Source organism: Delftia sp. PE138 (assembly GCF_018320755.1).
GTDB lineage: Bacteria > Pseudomonadota > Gammaproteobacteria > Burkholderiales > Burkholderiaceae_C > Comamonas > Comamonas tsuruhatensis.
Map to the genome: position 1 here is coordinate 292692 of NZ_JABEPN010000006.1, position 18886 is coordinate 311577.

The 18886-nt window shown below is 68.1% G+C and carries 14 protein-coding genes; 4 read left to right on the forward strand and 10 right to left on the reverse strand.

The window, feature by feature from the left end; all coding sequences use genetic code 11:
- Nucleotides 1–61: 61 nt before the first annotated feature.
- The 6 genes from HFGMBDPB_RS21220 to HFGMBDPB_RS21245 form a co-directional block, all read right to left on the reverse strand.
- Nucleotides 62–1219: a BMP family ABC transporter substrate-binding protein gene (locus HFGMBDPB_RS21220; protein WP_016449762.1), complete on the reverse strand. Its 1158-nt coding sequence runs from the start codon at nucleotides 1217–1219 to the stop codon at nucleotides 62–64.
- Nucleotides 1220–1469: 250 nt separating this feature from the next.
- Nucleotides 1470–2642: a BMP family ABC transporter substrate-binding protein gene (locus HFGMBDPB_RS21225; RefSeq protein ID WP_212646174.1), complete on the reverse strand. Its 1173-nt coding sequence runs from the start codon at nucleotides 2640–2642 to the stop codon at nucleotides 1470–1472.
- Nucleotides 2643–2690: 48 nt separating this feature from the next.
- Nucleotides 2691–3611 carry an ABC transporter permease gene (locus HFGMBDPB_RS21230; RefSeq protein ID WP_016449764.1) on the reverse strand — a complete coding sequence of 307 codons (921 nt, stop codon included), beginning with the start codon at nucleotides 3609–3611 and terminating at the stop codon, nucleotides 2691–2693.
- Nucleotides 3611–4717 carry an ABC transporter permease gene (locus tag HFGMBDPB_RS21235; protein ID WP_043790732.1) on the reverse strand — a complete coding sequence of 369 codons (1107 nt, stop codon included), beginning with the start codon at nucleotides 4715–4717 and terminating at the stop codon, nucleotides 3611–3613. Before HFGMBDPB_RS21235 ends, HFGMBDPB_RS21230 begins: the two co-directional genes overlap by 1 nt.
- Nucleotides 4704–6293, reverse strand: a complete 1590-nt coding sequence (locus HFGMBDPB_RS21240) for an ABC transporter ATP-binding protein (RefSeq protein WP_133073323.1) — start codon at nucleotides 6291–6293, stop codon at nucleotides 4704–4706. The genes HFGMBDPB_RS21235 and HFGMBDPB_RS21240 overlap by 14 nt, the downstream gene beginning before the upstream one ends.
- Nucleotides 6294–6413: 120 nt before the next feature.
- Entirely contained in the window at nucleotides 6414–7346 is a 933-nt protein-coding gene (locus HFGMBDPB_RS21245; RefSeq protein WP_016449767.1) for a LysR family transcriptional regulator, read from the reverse strand.
- Between the two features lie 276 nt (nucleotides 7347–7622).
- Between HFGMBDPB_RS21245 and HFGMBDPB_RS21250 the strand changes: the two genes are divergently transcribed.
- Both HFGMBDPB_RS21250 and HFGMBDPB_RS21255 read left to right on the forward strand, forming a co-directional pair.
- A complete protein-coding gene (locus HFGMBDPB_RS21250) occupies nucleotides 7623–9947 on the forward strand; it encodes a DUF6351 family protein (protein WP_212646175.1) in 2325 nt (774 codons plus the stop codon).
- 114 nt (nucleotides 9948–10061) lie between these two features.
- On the forward strand, nucleotides 10062–10754 hold the full coding sequence (locus tag HFGMBDPB_RS21255; protein ID WP_212646176.1) for a Crp/Fnr family transcriptional regulator: 693 nt from the start codon (nucleotides 10062–10064) through the stop codon (nucleotides 10752–10754).
- A gap of 16 nt (nucleotides 10755–10770) precedes the next feature.
- On the opposite strand, the gene HFGMBDPB_RS21260 is transcribed toward HFGMBDPB_RS21255, so the two are convergent.
- Both HFGMBDPB_RS21260 and HFGMBDPB_RS21265 read right to left on the reverse strand, forming a co-directional pair.
- A complete protein-coding gene (locus tag HFGMBDPB_RS21260) occupies nucleotides 10771–13032 on the reverse strand; it encodes a sensor domain-containing diguanylate cyclase (protein WP_133073325.1) in 2262 nt (753 codons plus the stop codon).
- Between the two features lie 120 nt (nucleotides 13033–13152).
- A complete protein-coding gene (locus HFGMBDPB_RS21265; RefSeq protein ID WP_016449769.1) occupies nucleotides 13153–13788 on the reverse strand; it encodes a Crp/Fnr family transcriptional regulator in 636 nt (211 codons plus the stop codon).
- Nucleotides 13789–13928: 140 nt separating this feature from the next.
- Between HFGMBDPB_RS21265 and HFGMBDPB_RS21270 the strand changes: the two genes are divergently transcribed.
- Nucleotides 13929–15812, forward strand: a complete 1884-nt coding sequence (locus tag HFGMBDPB_RS21270) for an EAL domain-containing protein (RefSeq protein ID WP_133073326.1) — start codon at nucleotides 13929–13931, stop codon at nucleotides 15810–15812.
- A gap of 70 nt (nucleotides 15813–15882) precedes the next feature.
- On the opposite strand, the gene HFGMBDPB_RS21275 is transcribed toward HFGMBDPB_RS21270, so the two are convergent.
- The gene (locus HFGMBDPB_RS21275; protein WP_133073327.1) at nucleotides 15883–17202 is read right to left on the reverse strand and encodes a urate hydroxylase PuuD; all 1320 of its coding nucleotides are present in this window, start codon (nucleotides 17200–17202) and stop codon (nucleotides 15883–15885) included.
- Nucleotides 17203–17388: 186 nt separating this feature from the next.
- A complete protein-coding gene (gene xdhC / locus HFGMBDPB_RS21280; protein WP_133073328.1) occupies nucleotides 17389–18264 on the reverse strand; it encodes a xanthine dehydrogenase accessory protein XdhC in 876 nt (291 codons plus the stop codon).
- A 130-nt stretch (nucleotides 18265–18394) separates the two neighbouring features.
- Between xdhC and HFGMBDPB_RS21285 the strand changes: the two genes are divergently transcribed.
- Nucleotides 18395–18883, forward strand: coding sequence for a hypothetical protein (locus HFGMBDPB_RS21285; RefSeq protein ID WP_016449773.1), 489 nt, complete (start codon nucleotides 18395–18397; stop codon nucleotides 18881–18883).
- Nucleotides 18884–18886 lie beyond the last annotated feature (3 nt).

Sequence of the window (18886 nt, forward strand, 5' to 3'; positions counted from 1 at the left end):
CCGAAGGCGGCCCTGGCGGCAACAGGCAACCCGGCCTGCGCCGGGTGGCCTGGCGTCTGTCTTACTTGCTGTCCTGGCCCGGCACCTTGCCTTCCACGCCCTTGACGTAGAAGTTGATGCCCGTCAGGAACTTGTCTTCGGCCACGGCGTCGGCGGCCAGCAGTTCCTTGCCGTCCTGGCCTGTGATCGGGCCCTTCCAGATGTGGAAGGTGCCGTCCTTCAGACCCTTCTTGACCTCTTCGATCCGGGCCTTGGCCTCGGCGGGCACGTCATCGGCCAGCGAGACGATGTCGATCGCGCCTTCCTTCACGCCCCACCAGGTCTGCTGGCTGCTCCACTTGCCGTCCAGCATCTCGCGCACGGTCTTGGTGTAGTAGGGAGTCCAGTTGATGATGGCCGAGCCCAGGTGGGCCTTGGGGCCGTAGGCCGTCATGTCGGAGTCCCAGCCGAAGGCGCGCTTGCCCTTTTCCTCGGCCGTCTTGAGCACGGCGGCGGAGTCGGTGTTCTGGAACAGGATGTCGGCGCCGCCGTTGATCAGCGAAGTCGCAGCCTCGGTTTCCTTCGGGGGGGCGAACCACTCGTTGACCCAGACCACCTTGGTCTTGATCTTGGGGTTCATGGACTGCGCGCCCAGCGTGAAGCTGTTGATGTTGCGCAGCACTTCGGGAATCGGCACGGAGCCGACCACGCCCAGCACGTTGGACTTGGTCATGGAGCCCGCGATGATGCCGGCCAGATAAGCGCCTTCGTAGGTGCGGCTGTCGTAGGTGCTGACGTTGGCGGCGGTCTTGTAGCCGGTGGCGTGCTCGAACTTCACATCGGGGAAGTCGGGAGCGATCTTCTGGATGGGCTCCATGTAGCCGAAGGTGGTGCCGAAGACCAGCTTGTTGCCGTTGGCGGCCATGTCGCGCAGCACGCGCTCGGCGTCGGCGCCCTCGGGCACGCTCTCGACGTAGGAGGTCTTGATCTTGTCGCCGAATTCCTTCTCCAGCGCCAGGCGGCCCTGGTCGTGGGCAAAGGTGTAGCCGCCGTCACCGACGGGGCCCACGTAGGCGAAGGCGATCTTCAAAGGCTCGGTTGCAGCGGCAGCAGGGGCCTCGGCAACGGGAGCGGGCGCAGGCGCGGCCTCCTCCTTCTTGCCACAGCCGGCCAGCGCGGCGGCGGCCACGGCCGACAGCGCTGCCACCTTGATCAGGGAGCGTTTGTGAAGATCAGTCATCGAAGTTTCCTCAAGTGGTCCTGCGGCAGGCAGGAAGAAGGCGGTGTCCGCAGGGGCGCAGACCCGCCGCGATGGGTCCCGAGAATAAAGCAAGAATGGCGCCAGCCGGCTGCGCCAGAGCCACCAGGCATGCGGGAAAACCACATTTTGGGGGCTTTGCACAATCGTGGTGCATAGGGCGGACCCGTCTGGCGGATCGCGGCAGAAAAAAGGGCCCCGAAGGGCCCTTGTTGCATGGACTGCCGCCGGATCACTTGGCGCCCGGCACCTTGCCTTCGACGCCGTTGACGAAGAAGTTGATGCTGGTCATGAAGCCCAGGTCGCCGACCTGGCCTGCCGTCAGCACTTCCTTGCCCGCGTTGTCCTTGATGGGGCCGGTCCAGACGGCGAAGCTGCCGTCCTTCAAGCCGTCGCGTGCCTTGGCGACCTTGTCCTTGATGTCCTGGGGCACGTCGTCGGCGATCTTCACGAGGTCGATGGCGCCTTCCTTCACGCCCCACCAGAACGAGCCGCCCTGCCACTTGCCGTCCAGCGTGTCCTGGGTGACCTTGCTGTAGTAAGGCCTCCAGTCGATCACGGCCGAGCCCAGGTGGGCCTTGGGCGCGAAGGCGCTCATGTCGCCGTCCTTGCCGAAGGCGCGCGCACCGCGTTCCTCGGCCGTCTTGAGCACGGCCGGGGAGTTGGTGTTCTGGTAGAGCACGTCCACGCCGCCGTTGATCAGCGAGGTGGCGGCCTCGGACTCCTTGGGCGGGGCGAACCACTCGTTCACCCAGACCACCTTGGCCTTGATCGAGGGATCGACGCTTTGCGCACCCAGCACGAAGCTGTTGATGTTGCGCACCACTTCCGGGATAGGCACCGAGGCCACGACGCCGATGGTCTTGGTCTTGGTCATGCCGCCGGCCACGATGCCAGCCAGGTAGGCGCCCTCGAAGGTCTTGGTGTCGTAGGTGGCCACGTTGTCGGCATTCTTGTAGCCGGTGGCGTGCTCGAACTTCACGTCCTTGAGGTCGGCCGCCACCTTCTGCACGAACTCCTGGTAGCCGAAGCTGGTCGCGAAGATCAGCTTGTTGCCCTGGCCGGCCATGTCGCGCATCACGCGCTCGGCATCGGCGCTCTCGGGCACGCTTTCGACAAAGGAGGTTTCCACCTTGTCGCCGAACTTCTCCTGGATGGCCTTGCGGCCCAGCTCATGCTGGAAGGTCCAGCCGCCGTCGCCGATGGGGCTGACGTACATGAAGCCGATCTTGAGCTTCTCGGCCGGCGCCTGCGCTGCGGGCGCGGCAGCGGGAGCCGGCGCTGCGGCCTCTTCCTTCTTGCCGCAGGCGGTCAGGGCCGCCACCGAGATGGCCGACAGGCCGATCATCTTCACAAGCGTGCTTTTGAGGCCAGGTTTCAGGGTGCGTTCGCGCAAAGCGGGCATGCGTTTGTCCTTTTGTGGTTCTGGAGGGAGAGAGAAACAATGAAAGCGTCAGGAGCCCGGGTAGAAGGGCTTGCCCAGCGAGGCCGGCATGTTGGCGCGGATCCAGGTCGGATTGCGCGAGATCAGCACCAGCACGACGATGGTCGCCAGGTACGGCAGCATGGACAGCAGTTGGCTGGCCACCTGCACGCCCGTGGCCTGCAAATGGAACTGCAGCATGGTCACGCCGCCGAACAGGTAGGCGCCCAGCAGCACGCGCGCAGGGCGCCAGGTGGCGAAGGTGGTCAGCGCCAGCGCGATCCAGCCCCGGCCCGACACCATGCCCTCCACCCACAGCGGTGTGTAGACGGTGGAGATGTAGGCACCGGCCAGACCGCACATGGCGCCGCCGAAGACCACGGCCGCCAGGCGGATGCGGCGCACCGGATAGCCCAGCGCGTGGGCCGACTGGGGCGACTCACCCACGGCGCGCAGCACCAAGCCGGCCCGCGTGCGGTAGAGGAACCAGACCAGGGCCGCCGCAATGGCCACCGCGCCATAGACCAGCGGATGCAGGCGAAACAGCGCCGTGCCCACCACGGGCAGGTCGGACAGCCAGGGCACGGCGAACTTGGGCAGCTCGGGCAGGCGCGCCTGCACATAGCCCAGGCCCAGGAAGGCCGAGAAGCCCGTGCCGAACAGCGACAGGGCCAGCCCCGTCGCGTACTGGTTGGTGTTCAGCCAGATCACCAGCACGCCGAAGATGGCGGCCAGCAGCGCGCCCGCACCCATGCCGGCCAGAAAGCCCACGGTGGTGCTGCCCGTGTGGACCACGGCGGCAAAGCCCGCGATGGCGGCGCACAGCATCATGCCCTCGGCACCCAGGTTGACGATGCCGGCCTTTTCATTGATCAGCAGGCCCAGCGCGGCCAGCGCCAGCACGGTGCCGGCGCTGAGCGTGGAGCCCAGCAGCAGTGCGTAGGATTCCATCAGCGGGCCTCCTTGACGGCAGGCGCCGCTGCGGGCGGGACCACGGGCGTGCGGGACACCCAGCGCACGCGGTAGGCCACCAGCGTGTCGCAGGCCAGCAGCGTGAACAGCAGCAGGCCCTGGAACACGCCGGTCAGCGCCTTGGGCAGGCCCAGGCGCGACTGGGCGAGTTCGCCCCCGATATAGAACATGCTCATGAGAATCGCGGAAAAGATCATGCCCACGGGATGCAGGCGGCCGACGAAGGCCACGATGATGGCGGCGAAGCCGTAGCCGGCCGGGACATAGGGCGTGAGCTGGCCCAGCGGGCCGGCCACTTCCAGCGCACCGGCCAGGCCGGCGGCGGCGCCCGAGATCAGCAGCGCCGTCCACAGCGCACGGCGCGAGGAAAAGCCCGCGTAGCGTGCGGCGGCCGGAGCCAGCCCACCGACCTGCAGCGCAAAGCCGGCGCGGGTGCGGAACAGGAAGATCCACAGCATGGCCGCCGCGGCCAGCGCCAGCAGCAGGCCGATATTGGTGCGCATGCCCTGCATCAGCTTGGGGATCTGCGTGACGCGCTCGAAGGTCTTGGTCTGCGGGAAGTTGTAGCCCATGGGGTCCTTCCACGGCCCGTAGACCAGAAAGCCCAGCACCAGGGTGGCCACGTAGACCAGCATCAGGCTGACCAGGATTTCATTGGCATTGAAGCGGTCGCGCAGCAGGGCCACGATGCCGGCCCAGACCATGCCGCCCAGCATGCCGGCCACCAGGATGGCGGGCACGATCCAGGGCCCCGTGGTCTTGTCCGCCAGCAGCGCCACGCCGCCTGCGGCCACGGCGCCGATCACGAACTGGCCTTCGGCACCGATGTTCCACACATTGGAGCGAAAGCACACGGCCAGGCCCAGCGCGATCAGCAGCAGCGGCGTGGCCTTGACGGCCAGCTCGCCCAGCGCATAGGTGGACTTGACGGGGTCCCAGAAGAAGGCCTGCAGGCCGCGCACCGGGTCCTTGCCCAGCACCACGAACAGGCACACGCCGATCAGCACCGTGATGGCCAGCGCCAGCACGGGCGAACCGTAGGTCCACAGCTTCGAGGCCTGGGGGCGTTGCTCAAGCTTGAACATGGGCACCTCCCTTGGTGGCACTCGGGGCGGCGTTCGGGGCGGCAGCACCGTCCCACAGGCCGCTCATCCACTCGCCGATCTGCTGCACGGTGGCATCGGCCCGCGCCACGGAGGGCGACAGCCGGCCCTTGGCCACCACATGCAGGCGGTCACATATCTCGAACAATTCGTCCAACTCCTCGCTGAGCACCAGCACGGCGCAGCCCTCGTCGCGCAATTGCAGGATGGCGCCGCGGATCTGCGCGGCCGCCCCCACGTCCACCCCCCAGGTGGGCTGGGAGATGATGAGCAGCGCGGGCCTGGCATCGATCTCGCGGCCCACGATGAATTTCTGCAGGTTGCCGCCCGACAGCGACTGCGCCGCCGCGTTGGGGCCGCCGGCCTTGACGTTGAAGCGCGCAATGATGGCGCGCGCCTGCTCCTGCAGCTGGCCCATGCGAATCCAGCCGCCTTTGCCCAGCGCGGTCTTGCGCGTCAGCAGCAGGTTGTGCGCCAGGCCCATGCTGGGCACGGCGCCGCGGCCAAGGCGTTCCTCCGGCACGAAGTGCAGGCCCAGCGCACGGCGCCGGCCCGGGCCCAGGCGCCCCGCCTCCCGGCCGGCAATCTGCACCATGTCGGGCGCTGCGCGCGTGTCCTCGCCGGACAGCGCATACAGCAATTCCTTCTGGCCATTGCCCGAGACACCGGCGATGCCCACGACTTCGCCCGCGCGCACATCGAGCTGTATGCCCTGCAGGTCCACGCCGAAGGGCTCCGAGCGCGGCAGCGCCAGGCCCTGCACGCGCAGCACGCTGGCGCCGACCTGGGATTCGCGGTGCGTGAGCTCGGGCGGCTCCGAGCCGATCATCAGCCGCGACAGCGAGGCATTGCTCTCCACGGCCGGATTGCACACGCCCGTCACCTGCCCGCCGCGCAGCACGGTACAGGCCGTGCACAGCGAGCGGATCTCGTGCAGCTTGTGGCTGATGTAGAGGATGGAGCAGCCCTCGGACGCCAGGCGGCGCAGCACGACGAAGAGCTTTTCCACCGCCTGCGGCGTGAGCACCGAGGTGGGCTCGTCAAGAATGAGCACGCGCGGGTGCGTGAGCAGGGCGCGGATGATTTCCACGCGCTGCATCTCGCCCACGCTCAGCGTGTGCACGGGGCGGTGGGGATCGACCTCCAGCCCGTAGTCATGCGCCGTGGACTCGATGCGCTGCACCACCTCGGCCAGCGGCAGGCTCTTGTCCAGGCCCAGCCAGACGTTCTCGGCCACGGACAGCGTGTCGAACAGGCTGAAATGCTGGAACACCATGGCGATGCCCAGCTGGCGCGCCTCCTGCGGGTTGCGGATGTGGACCGGCTTGCCATCGACCTCGATGCGGCCCTCGTCGGGCTTGACGGCGCCGTAGATGATCTTCATCAGCGTGGACTTGCCGGCGCCGTTCTCGCCCAGGATGGCATGCACTTCGCCGGCGCCCACGGTCAGCGAGATGCCGTTGTTGGCCACCACCGCCGGATAGCGCTTGGTGATGCCTGTCAGCTGAAGCCGCGGCGGCGCTGCTGCTGGCAGGGGGACTGTATCGGGGGGATTCATGGCTGGGATTGTCTTTCAATTTCTGCAACAAACTGGAACACAAGTCCTTGAAACCGCCTCGGCGGCCCTCATATCGGCCATCACTTTGTTCACCCAAAAGGCGGTTCCTGTCGCCGTCGCCTAGCGGGCACGGGACATCAGCGCCACCTGCCGCACGGCGTCGCGCAGCCAGCGCGTGGACGCGCCCATGTGCGTGCGGGCATGCCACAGCTGGTAGTACACCAGCGGCGCAAACTCCACCGGGCAGGGCAGGATCACCAGGGGCAGGCGCTGGCTGAAGCGCTCGCAGAACAGCCGCCCCGTGGTCAGCACCAGCAAGCTGGTGGCCACGATGTCGGGAATCAGGCTGAAATGCGCGCAGCGCGCCGCCACCTGGCGCTGCAGGCCCATGCGGGAGAGCTGGTCGTCGATCACGCCGCGCGCGCCCGGGTAGGTGGGCGTGGGCGCGATGTGCTCGGCCTCCAGCCACTGGGCCACGTCCCAGCCGCGGCGCACGGCCGGGTGCTGGGGGCTGACCAGGCAGACCACCTCGTCCTCGAACAGGCTGGCCATGTGCAGGCCCTGCGGCGGCTCGGGCCAATTGCCGATCACCACGTCCACATCGCCCTGGGCCAGTTGCACCTCGTAGTGCGCGTCGCCGTTGAGGGCCAGGATGTCCACGGGGCAGCCGGGCGCCTCGGTCTTGAGGTGGGCCACCAGGCGCGGCAGGAACAGCGGGTCCAGGTAGTCGCTGGCGGCGATGCGGAAGGTGCGCGTGGAGGTGCGGGGATCGAAATGCCGTGCATCGCTGAACAGGCCTTCGGCCGCGCGCAGGATGTCGGCCGCCGGCTGCACCATGCGCAGCCCGGCCTCGGTGGGCTGCATGTGCGCGCCCGAGCGCACCAGCAGCGAATCGCCGGCCAGGTCGCGCAGGCGCTTGAGCGCGGCGGACACCGCCGGCTGGTGCATGCCCAGGCGCAATGCGGCACGCGAGACGCTGCGCTCGGTCAGCACCGTGTGCAGCACCCGTATCAGGTGCAGATCAATCTTGTCGAACAGGGCCTGGTCGCGCATGTAGCGAAGCAATCAGCGAAAAAAAGAGCGGTCGCGCCGGGGACGCGCCGCAGGTCATGGGGAGCCCGCAGCGTAACCCAGCCATGACCCCCGCCAGCTAGATACAAGCACCAAGAATGCCCTGAGCAGGGGCGGTTAAACACTTGTGCACGCAGCACATGCAATATGCGAGCCAGTCGCCGGCAAACCATTGTCCAAACCTATACAGACTTGCAGACTGTTAGCGTGATTCAATGAAATCGCTTCAAAAGGAAGTGGATTGCAGGAGACAAGACGATGAAACAGCCAACCCCTTTTTCGGGCATGGTGGCCGCAGCCACGCTCGCCAGTGTGCTGACCGCCTGCGGCGGCAGCGGTGATTCAGGCCTGGGTGTCATCGAGATACGCAGCCTGTCCAACCGGGCCGACATGATCAGCGACGGCAATGCCTATATTGAAATTGTGCTGCCCAAGGGCAGCCCGCCCGGTGCGCTGAAGGTGGCGCTCAATGGCACGGATGTCACCGCCCGGTTCGCCCAGCGCGCCAATGGCCGGATTCTGGGCCGGGTCGAGGGATTGAGGGTGGGCGCCAACACCCTCACCGCCACGGCGGCCGGCAGCGCGAGGGCACGGCTGGACATCACCAACCATGGCCGGGGCGATCCCATCTTCGCCGGGCCGCAGACCGCGCCGTGGATCTGCGCCACGCGCAATGGCGCGCAAGCCACCGTTTCCGTGCCGGGCACGGCACTTTCGGCGACCGTGACCACGCGCGTCAGCGGTCTCGATACCGATCCGGTGGATGTCCAGTGCAATACCAGGACCCAGTACACCTACTACTACATGCCCAAGGCCAGGCAAGGCAGCGCCTGCACGATGGGTCCGGCAGGCGCCACGCCCTGTCATGTGGCCTACGCCCCATCGCAGCGCCCGGCCGACAGCGAGATCGCCGACTTCACCAACGACCGCGGAGATACGGTCAAGCACCTGCTGCGCATGGAAACTGGCGTCATGGGCCGCGGCACCTTCCAGATCCTGGCCTACCATGACCCCGCGCTTGCCTGGACGCCCTGGGAGCCGCAAAAGGGATGGAACGGCAAGGTACTGTGGCGATTCGGCGCAGCCGCTTCCGGCAATCGCTTCCAGGAGCCGGCGGTCAACCTCCTCGACCAGTTCAGCGGCAGCCTGCCGTTCGACCCCAACGCGCTCGCGGCAGGCCACATGGTCGTGAAAGCCATGCTGACCAACCACCTGCACAACAACAACGAGTTGCTGGCCGCCGAGAACATGATGCGCATCAAGGAGCACCTGATCGAGAACTACGGCGAAGTGCGCTACACCATGGGCGACGGCGACTCGGGTGGCTCCATGATGCAGACAGTGATCGCCTCCGCCATGCCGGGTCTGCTGCAGGGCATACAGACGGGGCTGAGCTATCCCGATGCGGTGTCCACCTGGATGGAAACACGCGACTGCGGCCTGCTGTCCAACTACTACAGGACGGCCGCAGGACAGGCACTGAGCGACATCGCGAAGGCCGCCATCAATGGCCATCCGGCCAGCTACTGCGACAAATGGGTAGGGAGCTTCATCGCCCCCCAGAACCCCCGGCTGCCCGACAACTGCGGCGTGGGCTTTCCCGCCTCCATCGTCTACGACCCGCGCACACGCGGCCAGGGCGTGCGCTGCTCGATCCACGACATGCTGGTCCCGGTGTTCGGGACGTTCAAGGACACCGACGGCCACACCAAGCCGCAGCTGCCGTATGACAACACGGGCCTGCAGTACGGACTCAAGGCACTGCAGTCGGGCGCCATCGACGCGGAGGCTTTCGTGCAGCTCAACGAAGGCATCGGCAGCTACACCAACGACATGGACTGGACCGGCGGCACTGCGTCCAGGCCGGCAGCCCGCGAGCGGGCCGCGGCCAGCCTGCTGCCCAGGCTCTACAGCAGTGGCCTCACCAGCAACGGCAGGAACCTGTCCCAGGTGGCCATCATCGACCTGCGGCCCGAGGGCGGCAGCGACATCCACATGACCTGGCGCAGCCTGCAGCAACGCGCACGGCTGGATGCCGCCAACGGCCACCATGACAACCACGTGATCCGCGCCAGCAAGGGCATGGTCCCGCTGCTGATCGCCCCTGCCATGCGACGCGAGGCCTTTGTCATGATGGACCGCTGGCTGACCGCCGTGGAGCGCGACACCACCGGCGCGGCGCTGGCACAGAAAGTGGTGCGCAACAGGCCTTCGGATGTCAGGGATGGATGCATCGCCGCAACGGGAGCCGCCCCTTCGGATCTCGACAAAGTCCTGGCCCTGGACGACCCAGCCTGTCCCCTCAAGCCGACCCTGTCGCCACGCCAGGTGGCCGGAGGTCCGCTCGCGGAGGACATCTACCAGTGCCAGCTCAAGCCCCTTTCGTTCACCAGCCCGGAGTACGCCGGCATCACCTTCAGCCCGGCACAGCAAAAGCGCCTTGCCGCAGTGTTTGCGGCAGGAGTGTGCGACTGGAGCCAGGCCGGAACGGGCCAGAGCCAGGAGGCGGCCTTCCTGACCGATTTCAGTGCCGGCCCGGCGGGCACCAAGGCCGGGCCTGCGCCGGTCTCGCGCAACGATTGAGCTGCACCCTGCGCGAAGTCCCGCAGGGGTCCGGGGGCCGGTGATCAGGGTTTGCAGCGTGCCAATCCAGGCAATGAAGCAGCAGACTTTCATTGAAGATTTGCATCAAGCACCATGCAGCCGCCCACGATCAACGCCGTCCTCAAGTCCGCGCCCTTTGCGCCCCACCTGAGCAGGGCCCACCTGCTCAGGTTGCGGCGGGAGGTGCTGTTGCGGCACATACCGGCCGGCGCCCCGCTTTGCCACAAGACGCACCGGGCCGGCCACTGGGCCGGCATCGTCCAGGGAACGGTCAAGATCCATGCGCTGTCGCCTACCGGGCGCAGCACCACGCTGGCCACCTTTACCCCGGGTTGCTGGTTCGGCGAGGGCACACTGCTCAAGCACGAATGCTGGCCGTTCGACGCGACGGCGATCGAGGATACGCTGGTGGCACTGATGCCGGCCAGCACCTTTCACTGGCTGCTGGAGCGCAGCCTCGGCTTCAACCGCTTCCTGCTGGACCAGCTCAATGCGCGCCTGGGCCAGTTCATCGGCCGCTGCGAGCATGCGCGGCTGCACCATTCCAGCCGCCATGTGGCGCACTGCATCTCGGAGCTGACCGATTCGAGGCTGTATCCGGACACCGGCAACCGGCACCTGGGCATGTCGCAGGAGGAGTTGGCCAGCCTGGCCGGCGTGTCGCGCCAGATCGTCAATCGCACCCTGGGAGAGCTGGAGGACATCGGAGCGGTCCGCGTCTCCTATGGGGCATTGACCCTGATCGATCCCGAGGGACTGCGTCGCTTCAGCGAATCCTTCGAATGAGGCGCGGCCCCGGCGCTCATGCGGCCTCCAGCACCTCGACGCGGTTGCGGCCCTTGCGCTTGGCCGCATAGCAGGCCATGTCGGCCGAGCGCAGCGCGCTGCTGACCGTGTGCTGGCGGGCATCGAGCACCACCATGCCGACGCTGGCGCCCATCAGGTAGCGCTGGCCCTCGTGCGCGCCTTCCCAGTCCTGCACGGCCATGCACAGGCTCTGCGCCAGCAGCATGCCCTGCTCGGCCGGGACGCCGGCCAGCAGCACGGCGAACTCGTCGCCGCCCAGGCGCGCCACCCAGCCCAAGGGCCGCACCACGCTGTCGATCAGCCGGGCCATGTGGCACAGCACCTCGTCGCCGGCCGCATGGCCTCCCTGCTGGTTGACGTGGGCGAAGTGGTCCAGGTCCAGGAACAGGATTACGCCATGGTGCGGCATGGGAGAAATGGCGACTTCGACCGCGGCCGTGGCCACGGCAGCAACCTCGGCGTCGGCTTGCGAGGAAGAGGCCTCTTCCTGCAGCGCCTCGGCGGGCAGGCGCTGGGCGGCGCTGCATTCCTGCAGCCATTCATGCAGGCGCATGGCAAAGGCCTCGCGGTTGGGCAGCAGGGTCAGCGGATCGTGCATGGCCTTCCAGCCCGGCTGCTCGCGCACCAGGCGCTGCATGGTCACGTCCTCGACCACCCAGACCAGGGTGGGATCGGCCGGCACCACGGCGCGTGGCTCCAGGCCGCGCTGCAGGCGCTGCAGGCTCTGGCCGTGCAGGCGCACCCAGATGGGGCGGCCGTCCTTGCGGACAAAGCACTGCTCGCTGTCGAACTGGCCGTACATGTCCAGGTCCTTGCGCACACGCTCCAGCAACTGGGCGTGCGCAGCGTCGGAGGCGCACAGCTGGCGTATCGCCTGCCCCTGCAGTTCGCGCGGCGGATATCCCAGCATGCGCGCGGCCTGCAGGCCCACCAGCTCCAGATGCGCCGCATGCGTGACCACCAGGCCCACGGGCGCGTAGTCCATCAGCGTTTGCAGCTGCAGTTGCAGCCGGCCGACCTCGTGGGCCTGGTCCTGGCCCATCTGGCCCAGGCGGTGCAGGGCCTGCCACAGCGTGGAAGCCTCTCCCCAGGCATGGGTCCAGGGCATGCGCCAGCCGCCTTCCTCGGCATGGCCTGGCGCCGGCTCCGGCGCGGGATCGGGCTCTTCGGCCATCAGCCGCCCCTGGCTCGCCAGCCATTGGCGTGCACTGCGATGCAAGGCGGCCATGGGTTCGGTGACCAGGATCAGCAGCAGCACCAGCAGCGCGGTGACCCCCGCGACGGCTGCCAGCAGCCACCAGAGCACGCGCGGCGCCAGGCTGGGCGCAATGGCTTCCTCGGGCGTGATCCTGACCACCAGCCACTGCGGCAGCGGCATGCCGGCCGTCGTCACCAGGTAGCCGGCGCGGCGTTGGGTATCGGGGCCCACCTGCAGGCCGCCGGCGGAAGGGTCCTGCAACCAGTCCGCGCCCAGTCCGGGCTCGGCCTCGGCGCGCGCCGTCCAGCGCGACGGATCGGAGTGGGCCAGGATCTGCCCGTCGCGCTGCATGACCAGCAGCCGCCCGGCGGAGCGCGAAGGGTCGATGCCGGGCGGCAGCAGCGCCTGGCCGGACATGCGCACGCCCGCCGAAAGCACGCCGCTGACCGTGCCGTTGCCGGTGCGCAGCGGCACGGCGTACAGCAACTCCATCATTGCGGGATCGGCCCCCTTGCGGACCATGGTGGAGACCACGGGCTTGCCATCGGCCAGGCTGCGCCGCATCACGTCGCGCACGCCTTCGTCCAGATCGACCAGGGGTTCGGAGCGGCCGCCGCGCAGGCTCAATTGCAGTTGCCCACGCGCATCGGCCAGCTGCAATGTGTCGAACAGCCGCACGGATGCGTCTCCGCGCAGCATCTCGCCCATCAGGCGGCTGGGGTCGCCGCCCTGGTCGGCCATGCCCTGGGCCAGCACCCACAGCAGGCGCTGCTGCTGCTCCAGCCGCGAGGCCAGCATGCGCGCCACGGTATCGACCTCGTCGGCCTGCCGGGCCATGGCGCGCTCCAGCGTCTGCTGGCGCATGCTGTGCGATACCCACCAGGCACTGCCCAGGCCCACCACAAGCACGGCCGCCGCGGCCAGCGCCAGCACCGTGCAGCGCATGGCGCCCCAGCCTGTGGACGCGCGCGGCCACGAGGGCGAGTCCGGCACCTGCGGAGCATCCTGGGATGCCAGCAGCGCCTGGAAAAAGGGGGATCGACGGGCGTCCAGTGACATGACGCCCTCAATATATGCAGACCCGAAAGCCGTCCCACTGGGTGGAACCCGCGAACCAGTGGATACCCCGCCCCGCAAGTCCCGGCGCTTGCAGGCCGGCACCCGTCAGCGGCGTGGGAATCAGCCTACCGCCAGCACCTCGAGCGCCGCAGGCTTGGGCAGATCGATGACATTGCCCCGGCCCGCGATGAGTCCATGTTCACGCAACTGGCGCAGGACGCGCGAGAAGGTCTCGGGCGCAATGCCGAGCTGGGCGGCGATCAGCCGCTTGCGCAGGTGCAGCGTCACGCGCAGGCCCCCGGCCTCGTGCGGCATGGCATGGCGCAGCAGCCACTGTGCACAGCGTGCCTCGGCATCCTTGGACAGGCGGCTCACGGCCAGCTCGGTCTGGGCGCAGTAGGCCTGGGCCATGTCCTGCAGCAGTTGCTGGGCGGGAGAAGGCAGTTGCGAGACGGCCTGCAGGAAGTCGGCCTGGGGCAACTGCTGCACGCGGACATCGCTGTCGGCCAGCATGTCCAGGCTGCTGCCGCGCCGCTGCAGCACAAAGGCCGCATCCAGCCAGGCCGGCCCCTCCACCACACCCAGCTGGTGGCGCATCTGCCCACCCTGGCCGATGCCCAGGAGCACGCGACCGCGTTCCAGATACATCACCGTATCCGGCGACTGCCGACGCAGCCTGAGCCAGGTACCCGCGGCCAACACCTGGGCGGAACCCGGCGCGAAGGCGAAAGCTTGCAAGGAAGACAGGGCGAACATGCACGCAACTTTGCCGGCTTTGCAGCCGCCGCGTTTTGAGCCACGTCAATCGGCCGCCAGCACGCACGCCGACAGGCGGCATACTTGTCACAAGTATGTCACCAATGAAACGTAATGTATCCAACTGAAAAGTTGAGCCCATGATCGATCCCCAGATGCTCGCCAGCCTGCCCGCTGCGGCGGCCGTGCTGTCGGCCGCAGTGCGGTCCGGTGCAGGCCCCGTGGCACAGCTCATGCGCGCGGGCGGCCTGTACTGTGTCTTCCAGCCGCTGGCCGACTTGCGCAGCGGCAGCATCTATGCGCATGAGGCGCTGATCCGCGGCCCCCGGGGCATGCCGTTGCACACGCCCGACGCCTTGCTCAAGGGCGCTGCGGCCGAGGGCATTCTTCGGGAATTCGAGCTGCTGGCGGTCTGCGTGGCGCTGCAGGACTGGGGCCGCCAGGGCGCGCCGGGCCGGCTGTTCGTCAACCTCAGCGCCCAGGCGCTGGTGCAGGCCGTGGGTGTCTGCGGCCCCGGCATGGTCGGGGACACGGTGCGCGGCTTCGGCGTGCAGGCGCGGTCCCTGGTGGTGGAGATCACCGAGCACGACCATGTGACCGACATGCCCGCCGTCTGCGCCGCCGTCAAGGCCGTGCACGCCACGGGCGCGCGCCTGGCGCTCGACGACTTTGGCGACGGCCGCTCCAGCCTGCGCCTGTGGTCCGAGGCCAAGCCGGACTTCGTCAAGATCGACAAGTACTTCATCCACCAGATCGAGCAGCGCCCGGCCACGCTGCAGCTGCTGCAGGCCATCAAGGGCATTGCCGAGGTCTTCGGAACCACGCTGATCGCCGAAGGCATAGAGACCGAGGACGAGCTGCGCACCCTGCGCGACCTGGGCATTGCGTACGGCCAGGGATGGCTGCTGGGCCGGCCCGCCGAAGCCGCCCAGCCGCAGATCAGCCCGCAGGCGCTGAGCGTGGCGCAGGACCCGCGCGTGGCCGTGCTGCCCCACCAGGGCCACAGCGCCCGCCCGGGCGTGCTGCGCAACCTGATGGTGATGCAGGCGCCCTGCGTGGCACCGGCGGCCAGCAACGACGAGGTGGCCGAGCTGTTCCAGGCCGGGCAGCAGCTGCACGCCATTGCCGTCGTGGAGGCCGGCCGGCCGCTGGCCCTCATCAACCGCCAGCAGTTCATGAACCACTACGCCACGCTGTACTTCCGTGAAGTCCACGGACGCAAGCCCTGCCTGGCCTTTGCCAACGTGCAGCCGCGCATCGTGGAGCTGGACTGCGATGTGGACCAGCTCGTCGGCATCCTGACCTCGCAGGACCAGCGCTACCTGAGCGACGGCTTCATCGTCACCGACAACGGCCGCTATGTGGGCCTGGGCACGGGCGAGCAGCTGGTGCGCCGCGTGACCGAGGCCCGCATCGAGGCCGCGCGCCACGCCAACCCGCTGACCTTCCTGCCCGGCAACATCCCCATCAGCCTGCACATGCAGCGCCTGCTGGACAGCGGCGCCGGCTTCGTGGCCTGCTACGCCGACCTCAACCACTTCAAGCCCTTCAACGACCACTACGGCTACTGGCGCGGCGACCAGATGATCCGCCTGGTGGCGCGGCTGGCCGTGGCGCACTGCGACGCGCGGCGCGACTTCGTGGGCCATGTGGGCGGGGACGACTTCATGCTGCTGCTGCAAAGCGAGGACTGGCAGCAGCGCTGCGAGGACATCGTCGGCGCCTTCGCAGGCGAGGCGCGCCAGCTGTTCGACGACCAGGCGCGCGAGGCCGGCGGCATCTGGGCCGAGGACCGCCACGGCATCCGGCGATTCTTTGCCTGCACCACGCTGTCCATCGGCGTGGTGCGCGTCGCGCCGGGCAGCCTGCTGGCACCCGAGGACATCGCCAACCTCGCGGCCCTGGCCAAGCAGCAGGCCAAGGCGCAAAGCCTGCCGGGGCGCGGCGCCATCGCGCTGCACACGCCGCACGATGAAGCGCGGCATCCGGCCCTGCACGGCACCGCAGCGGCCTGGCCTGCCTGAAACACGAAGCCCGCAGGCTCTTGCGAGACTGCGGGCGGGTGGCTGGCAGCGCATGGGCGCGGCAGGATGATCAGTTCACCGATGCACCCGATTCGTACCAGCGCTTGACCATGCCGCGCTCGTCATCGCTCAGGGCGCCCGGATTGCCGAAGGGCATCTTGCGCAGCTGCACCACCTGCTGGTAGATCTGCTGGGCATGGGCCTTGACCTGCTCGGGCGAGTCCAGGCGCACATTCTTTTGCTGCAGGGCGGCACCGTGGCAGACCACGCAATGCTGCTGCAAGAAGGGCGCGAGCTGGGCATAGCCGACGGCGCCGTCGGCAGGAGCGGCGGCAGCCGGGGACGCAGGGGCTGCAGGCGCAGCCGTGTCACCACCGGGAGCCGCTGCTGCGGGCTCGGTCGTTGCGGCAGGCGACTGCACGGCGGCGGGAGCCGGCGCAGGCGCTGCGGCAGGCGCCGGCGCGGGCTTGAGCCAGACGGCCGTGCCGACCAGCACCAGCACGCCAACCAGGGCGTAGGGCCAGGGATGGGCATTGCGGCCCAGCTTGAAGCCGTGGCGCATCACGAAGAACTGGCGGATGGCGGCGCCTGCGAACATCATCAGGATCAGCACCAGCCAGTTCAGCTCATGGCTGTACAGCCAGCCGTAGTGGTTGGACAGCATGGCGAACAGCACCGGCAGCGTGAAGTACGTGTTGTGCACGCTGCGCTGCTTGCCGCGCTTGCCGTGGATGGGGTCCACGGGCTGGCCTTCCTTCAGGGCCTTCACCACCGTGCGCTGGCCGGGGATGATCCAGAAGAACACGTTGGCGCTCATCGAGGTCGCCAGCATGGCGCCCATCAGCAGGAAGGCGGCCTGGCCCGGGAAGATGTGGCAGGCCAGGAAGGCCGCGATGCACACCAGCACCAGCACCATGGCGCCCACCGTGGCGTCGCCGTTCTTCTTCTGGCCGAAGACGCGGCAGATGCCGTCGTACAGCAGCCAGAACACGACCAGGAAGGCCAGGGCCGAGGCAATGGCCGCAGCCGAGCCCATGGCATTGGGATCGGCCGGATTGACGAGGTAGATCTTGGCGTTCCACAGGTACGACACCGTCAGCAGCGCAAAGCCGCTGAGCCAGGTGGTGTAGCTTTCCCAGTAGAACCAGTGCAGGTGGTCCGGCAGCTTGGGCGGGGAGACATTGAACTTGACAGGGTGGTAGAACCCACCGCCGTGCACGGCCCAGAGTTCGCCGCTGACGCCCTGCTTCTTGAGATCGTCATCGACGGGCGGCGTCAGGCTGCTGTCGAGGAAGACGAAATAGAAGGAGGAACCGACCCAGGCGATGGCCGTAATGACGTGGAGCCACCGCAACAGCAGGTTGGCCCAGTCGAGAATGTAGCTTTCCATAGCTCTCAACCTTGGCAGCGTGGGGGCCGCCGGTGTTCAACCTGCTCACCACTGCGGGCGCTCTGAGCAGAAGAAAAAGGCCGCGCACCCGGTAGATATACCGCCGGTGCACCGCTGCGACCATTTCGTAGACACAAAGTGTATGCAATTTTTCGCCAGCCCATCGGCTTGCGCAGCATCAATTCACTAGAGATTTCCCTGATTCCGCGCGGACACCGCGCTGCGCCGCTGCAGAAGCTGCGCCGCCACGGCCACCGCGATCACCTCGGGCTCCTTGCCCTTGATGCCGGGCACGCCGATGGGGCAGGTCACATGGTCCAGCTCGGCATCGCTGAAGCCGCGCTCGCGCAGCCTGCGCCGGAAGGTGGCCCATTTGGTGGCGCTGCCGATCAGGCCCACATAGGGCAGATCGCCGTGCTGGCGCTGGCGGCCCAGGCATTGGGCGACCACCTCCAGGTCCTCGGCATGACTGAAGCTCATGATCAGCACCTGGGAGCCTGCAGGCAGATCGGCCACGGCCGATTGCACGGGGTCTGAATACTCGCACTGCACGAGCTCGTGCTCCTCCTCGGGGAAGACCGAATCGCGGCTGTCCACCCACATCACGCGGTAGGGAAGATTGCACAGCAGGCGCACCAGCGCATGGCCGACGTGGCCTGCGCCGAACAGGGCCACGCAGTCGCGCGGCGGCTGCAGCCGCTCGCGCAGCATGTCCATGCGGCCCTGGGGCACCAGCACGAACCTCAGCATCACCACGCCGCCGCAGCACTGGCCCAGGCTGGGGCCCAGCGGATAGCGGTGCTGGTGCTCGGTGGCGACCTGGCCGCCCTGGCTACCCTGCTCGCCAAGCGTTGCCCAGCCGCGCAGCAGGCTGCGGGCCCTGTCGATGGCATCGAACTCCAGGTGCCCGCCGCCGATGGTGCCGGCCACGCGGTCGGCGAACACCGCCATCCAGGCGCCGCGCTCGCGCGGCACGGAGCCTCGCGAGTCCATCACTTCGACCCAGCACAGCGGCCCCTGCGCAAGGCCCTGCTCGACTTTGTTGAACGTGTCACTCCACATGGGCGCACCTGACAGCCCGTCGTGGCGCCTGCGGGCTTCGTTGGAATTTGTTGCGGGATTGTCCGCTGCGGCACTTGAGTTTTGCGCTCCGACTGCCGGTGCCGCAGTGTTTCAGGATACGCTCGCAATCATGCCCGATTCCCCTGATTCCACGCAGCACAGTTCCGTGCAAAAGCCACGTTCCGGCCGCCCCTGGCTGTGGGCCGGCCTGATGGCCGCCATTGCCTCCCTGGTCACGGCCTGCAAGTCCCCGCCCGGCCCCGGCCCGCGCCCCGACGACGTCAGCTCCAGCGCACAGCTGCAGTACCGCAAGGTGGCCGCCAACCATCTGTACGCGCGCAATGCCGATCGCATCTACAAGGGCCAGTTGCCGCCCATGCTCTACGCGATCGGCGTGCTCCAGGTCCAGATCGACCGCAACGGCCAGGTCCAGCGCCTGCACTGGATGCGCGCGCCCGGCCATGCCCCCGAGGTGGTGAGCGAGATCGAGCGCCTGGTGCGCGCCGCCGCGCCCTTCCCCGCCCCGGCCGGCGCCGCCCGCATCACCTATACCGATACCTGGCTCTGGGACAAGTCCGGCCGCTTCCAGCTCGACACGCTGACCGAGGGCCAGCTCTGAGCC

What these genes read in the sequence shown, in the direction of transcription:
- HFGMBDPB_RS21235 (WP_043790732.1), bottom strand. Translation starts at nt 4,717, where the DNA reads ATGTTCAAGCTTGAGCAACGCCCCCAGGCCTCGAAGCTGTGGACCTAC.
- HFGMBDPB_RS21275 (WP_133073327.1), bottom strand. Translation starts at nt 17,202, where the DNA reads ATGGAAAGCTACATTCTCGACTGGGCCAACCTGCTGTTGCGGTGGCTC.
- HFGMBDPB_RS21225 (WP_212646174.1), bottom strand. Translation starts at nt 2,642, where the DNA reads ATGCCCGCTTTGCGCGAACGCACCCTGAAACCTGGCCTCAAAAGCACG.
- xdhC (WP_133073328.1), bottom strand. Translation starts at nt 18,264, where the DNA reads ATGTGGAGTGACACGTTCAACAAAGTCGAGCAGGGCCTTGCGCAGGGG.
- HFGMBDPB_RS21220 (WP_016449762.1), bottom strand. Translation starts at nt 1,219, where the DNA reads ATGACTGATCTTCACAAACGCTCCCTGATCAAGGTGGCAGCGCTGTCG.
- HFGMBDPB_RS21260 (WP_133073325.1), bottom strand. Translation starts at nt 13,032, where the DNA reads ATGTCACTGGACGCCCGTCGATCCCCCTTTTTCCAGGCGCTGCTGGCA.
- HFGMBDPB_RS21265 (WP_016449769.1), bottom strand. Translation starts at nt 13,788, where the DNA reads ATGTTCGCCCTGTCTTCCTTGCAAGCTTTCGCCTTCGCGCCGGGTTCC.
- HFGMBDPB_RS21270 (WP_133073326.1), top strand. Translation starts at nt 13,929, where the DNA reads ATGATCGATCCCCAGATGCTCGCCAGCCTGCCCGCTGCGGCGGCCGTG.
- HFGMBDPB_RS21250 (WP_212646175.1), top strand. Translation starts at nt 7,623, where the DNA reads ATGAAACAGCCAACCCCTTTTTCGGGCATGGTGGCCGCAGCCACGCTC.
- HFGMBDPB_RS21230 (WP_016449764.1), bottom strand. Translation starts at nt 3,611, where the DNA reads ATGGAATCCTACGCACTGCTGCTGGGCTCCACGCTCAGCGCCGGCACC.
- HFGMBDPB_RS21240 (WP_133073323.1), bottom strand. Translation starts at nt 6,293, where the DNA reads ATGAATCCCCCCGATACAGTCCCCCTGCCAGCAGCAGCGCCGCCGCGG.
- HFGMBDPB_RS21285 (WP_016449773.1), top strand. Translation starts at nt 18,395, where the DNA reads ATGCCCGATTCCCCTGATTCCACGCAGCACAGTTCCGTGCAAAAGCCA.
- HFGMBDPB_RS21255 (WP_212646176.1), top strand. Translation starts at nt 10,062, where the DNA reads ATGCAGCCGCCCACGATCAACGCCGTCCTCAAGTCCGCGCCCTTTGCG.
- HFGMBDPB_RS21245 (WP_016449767.1), bottom strand. Translation starts at nt 7,346, where the DNA reads ATGCGCGACCAGGCCCTGTTCGACAAGATTGATCTGCACCTGATACGG.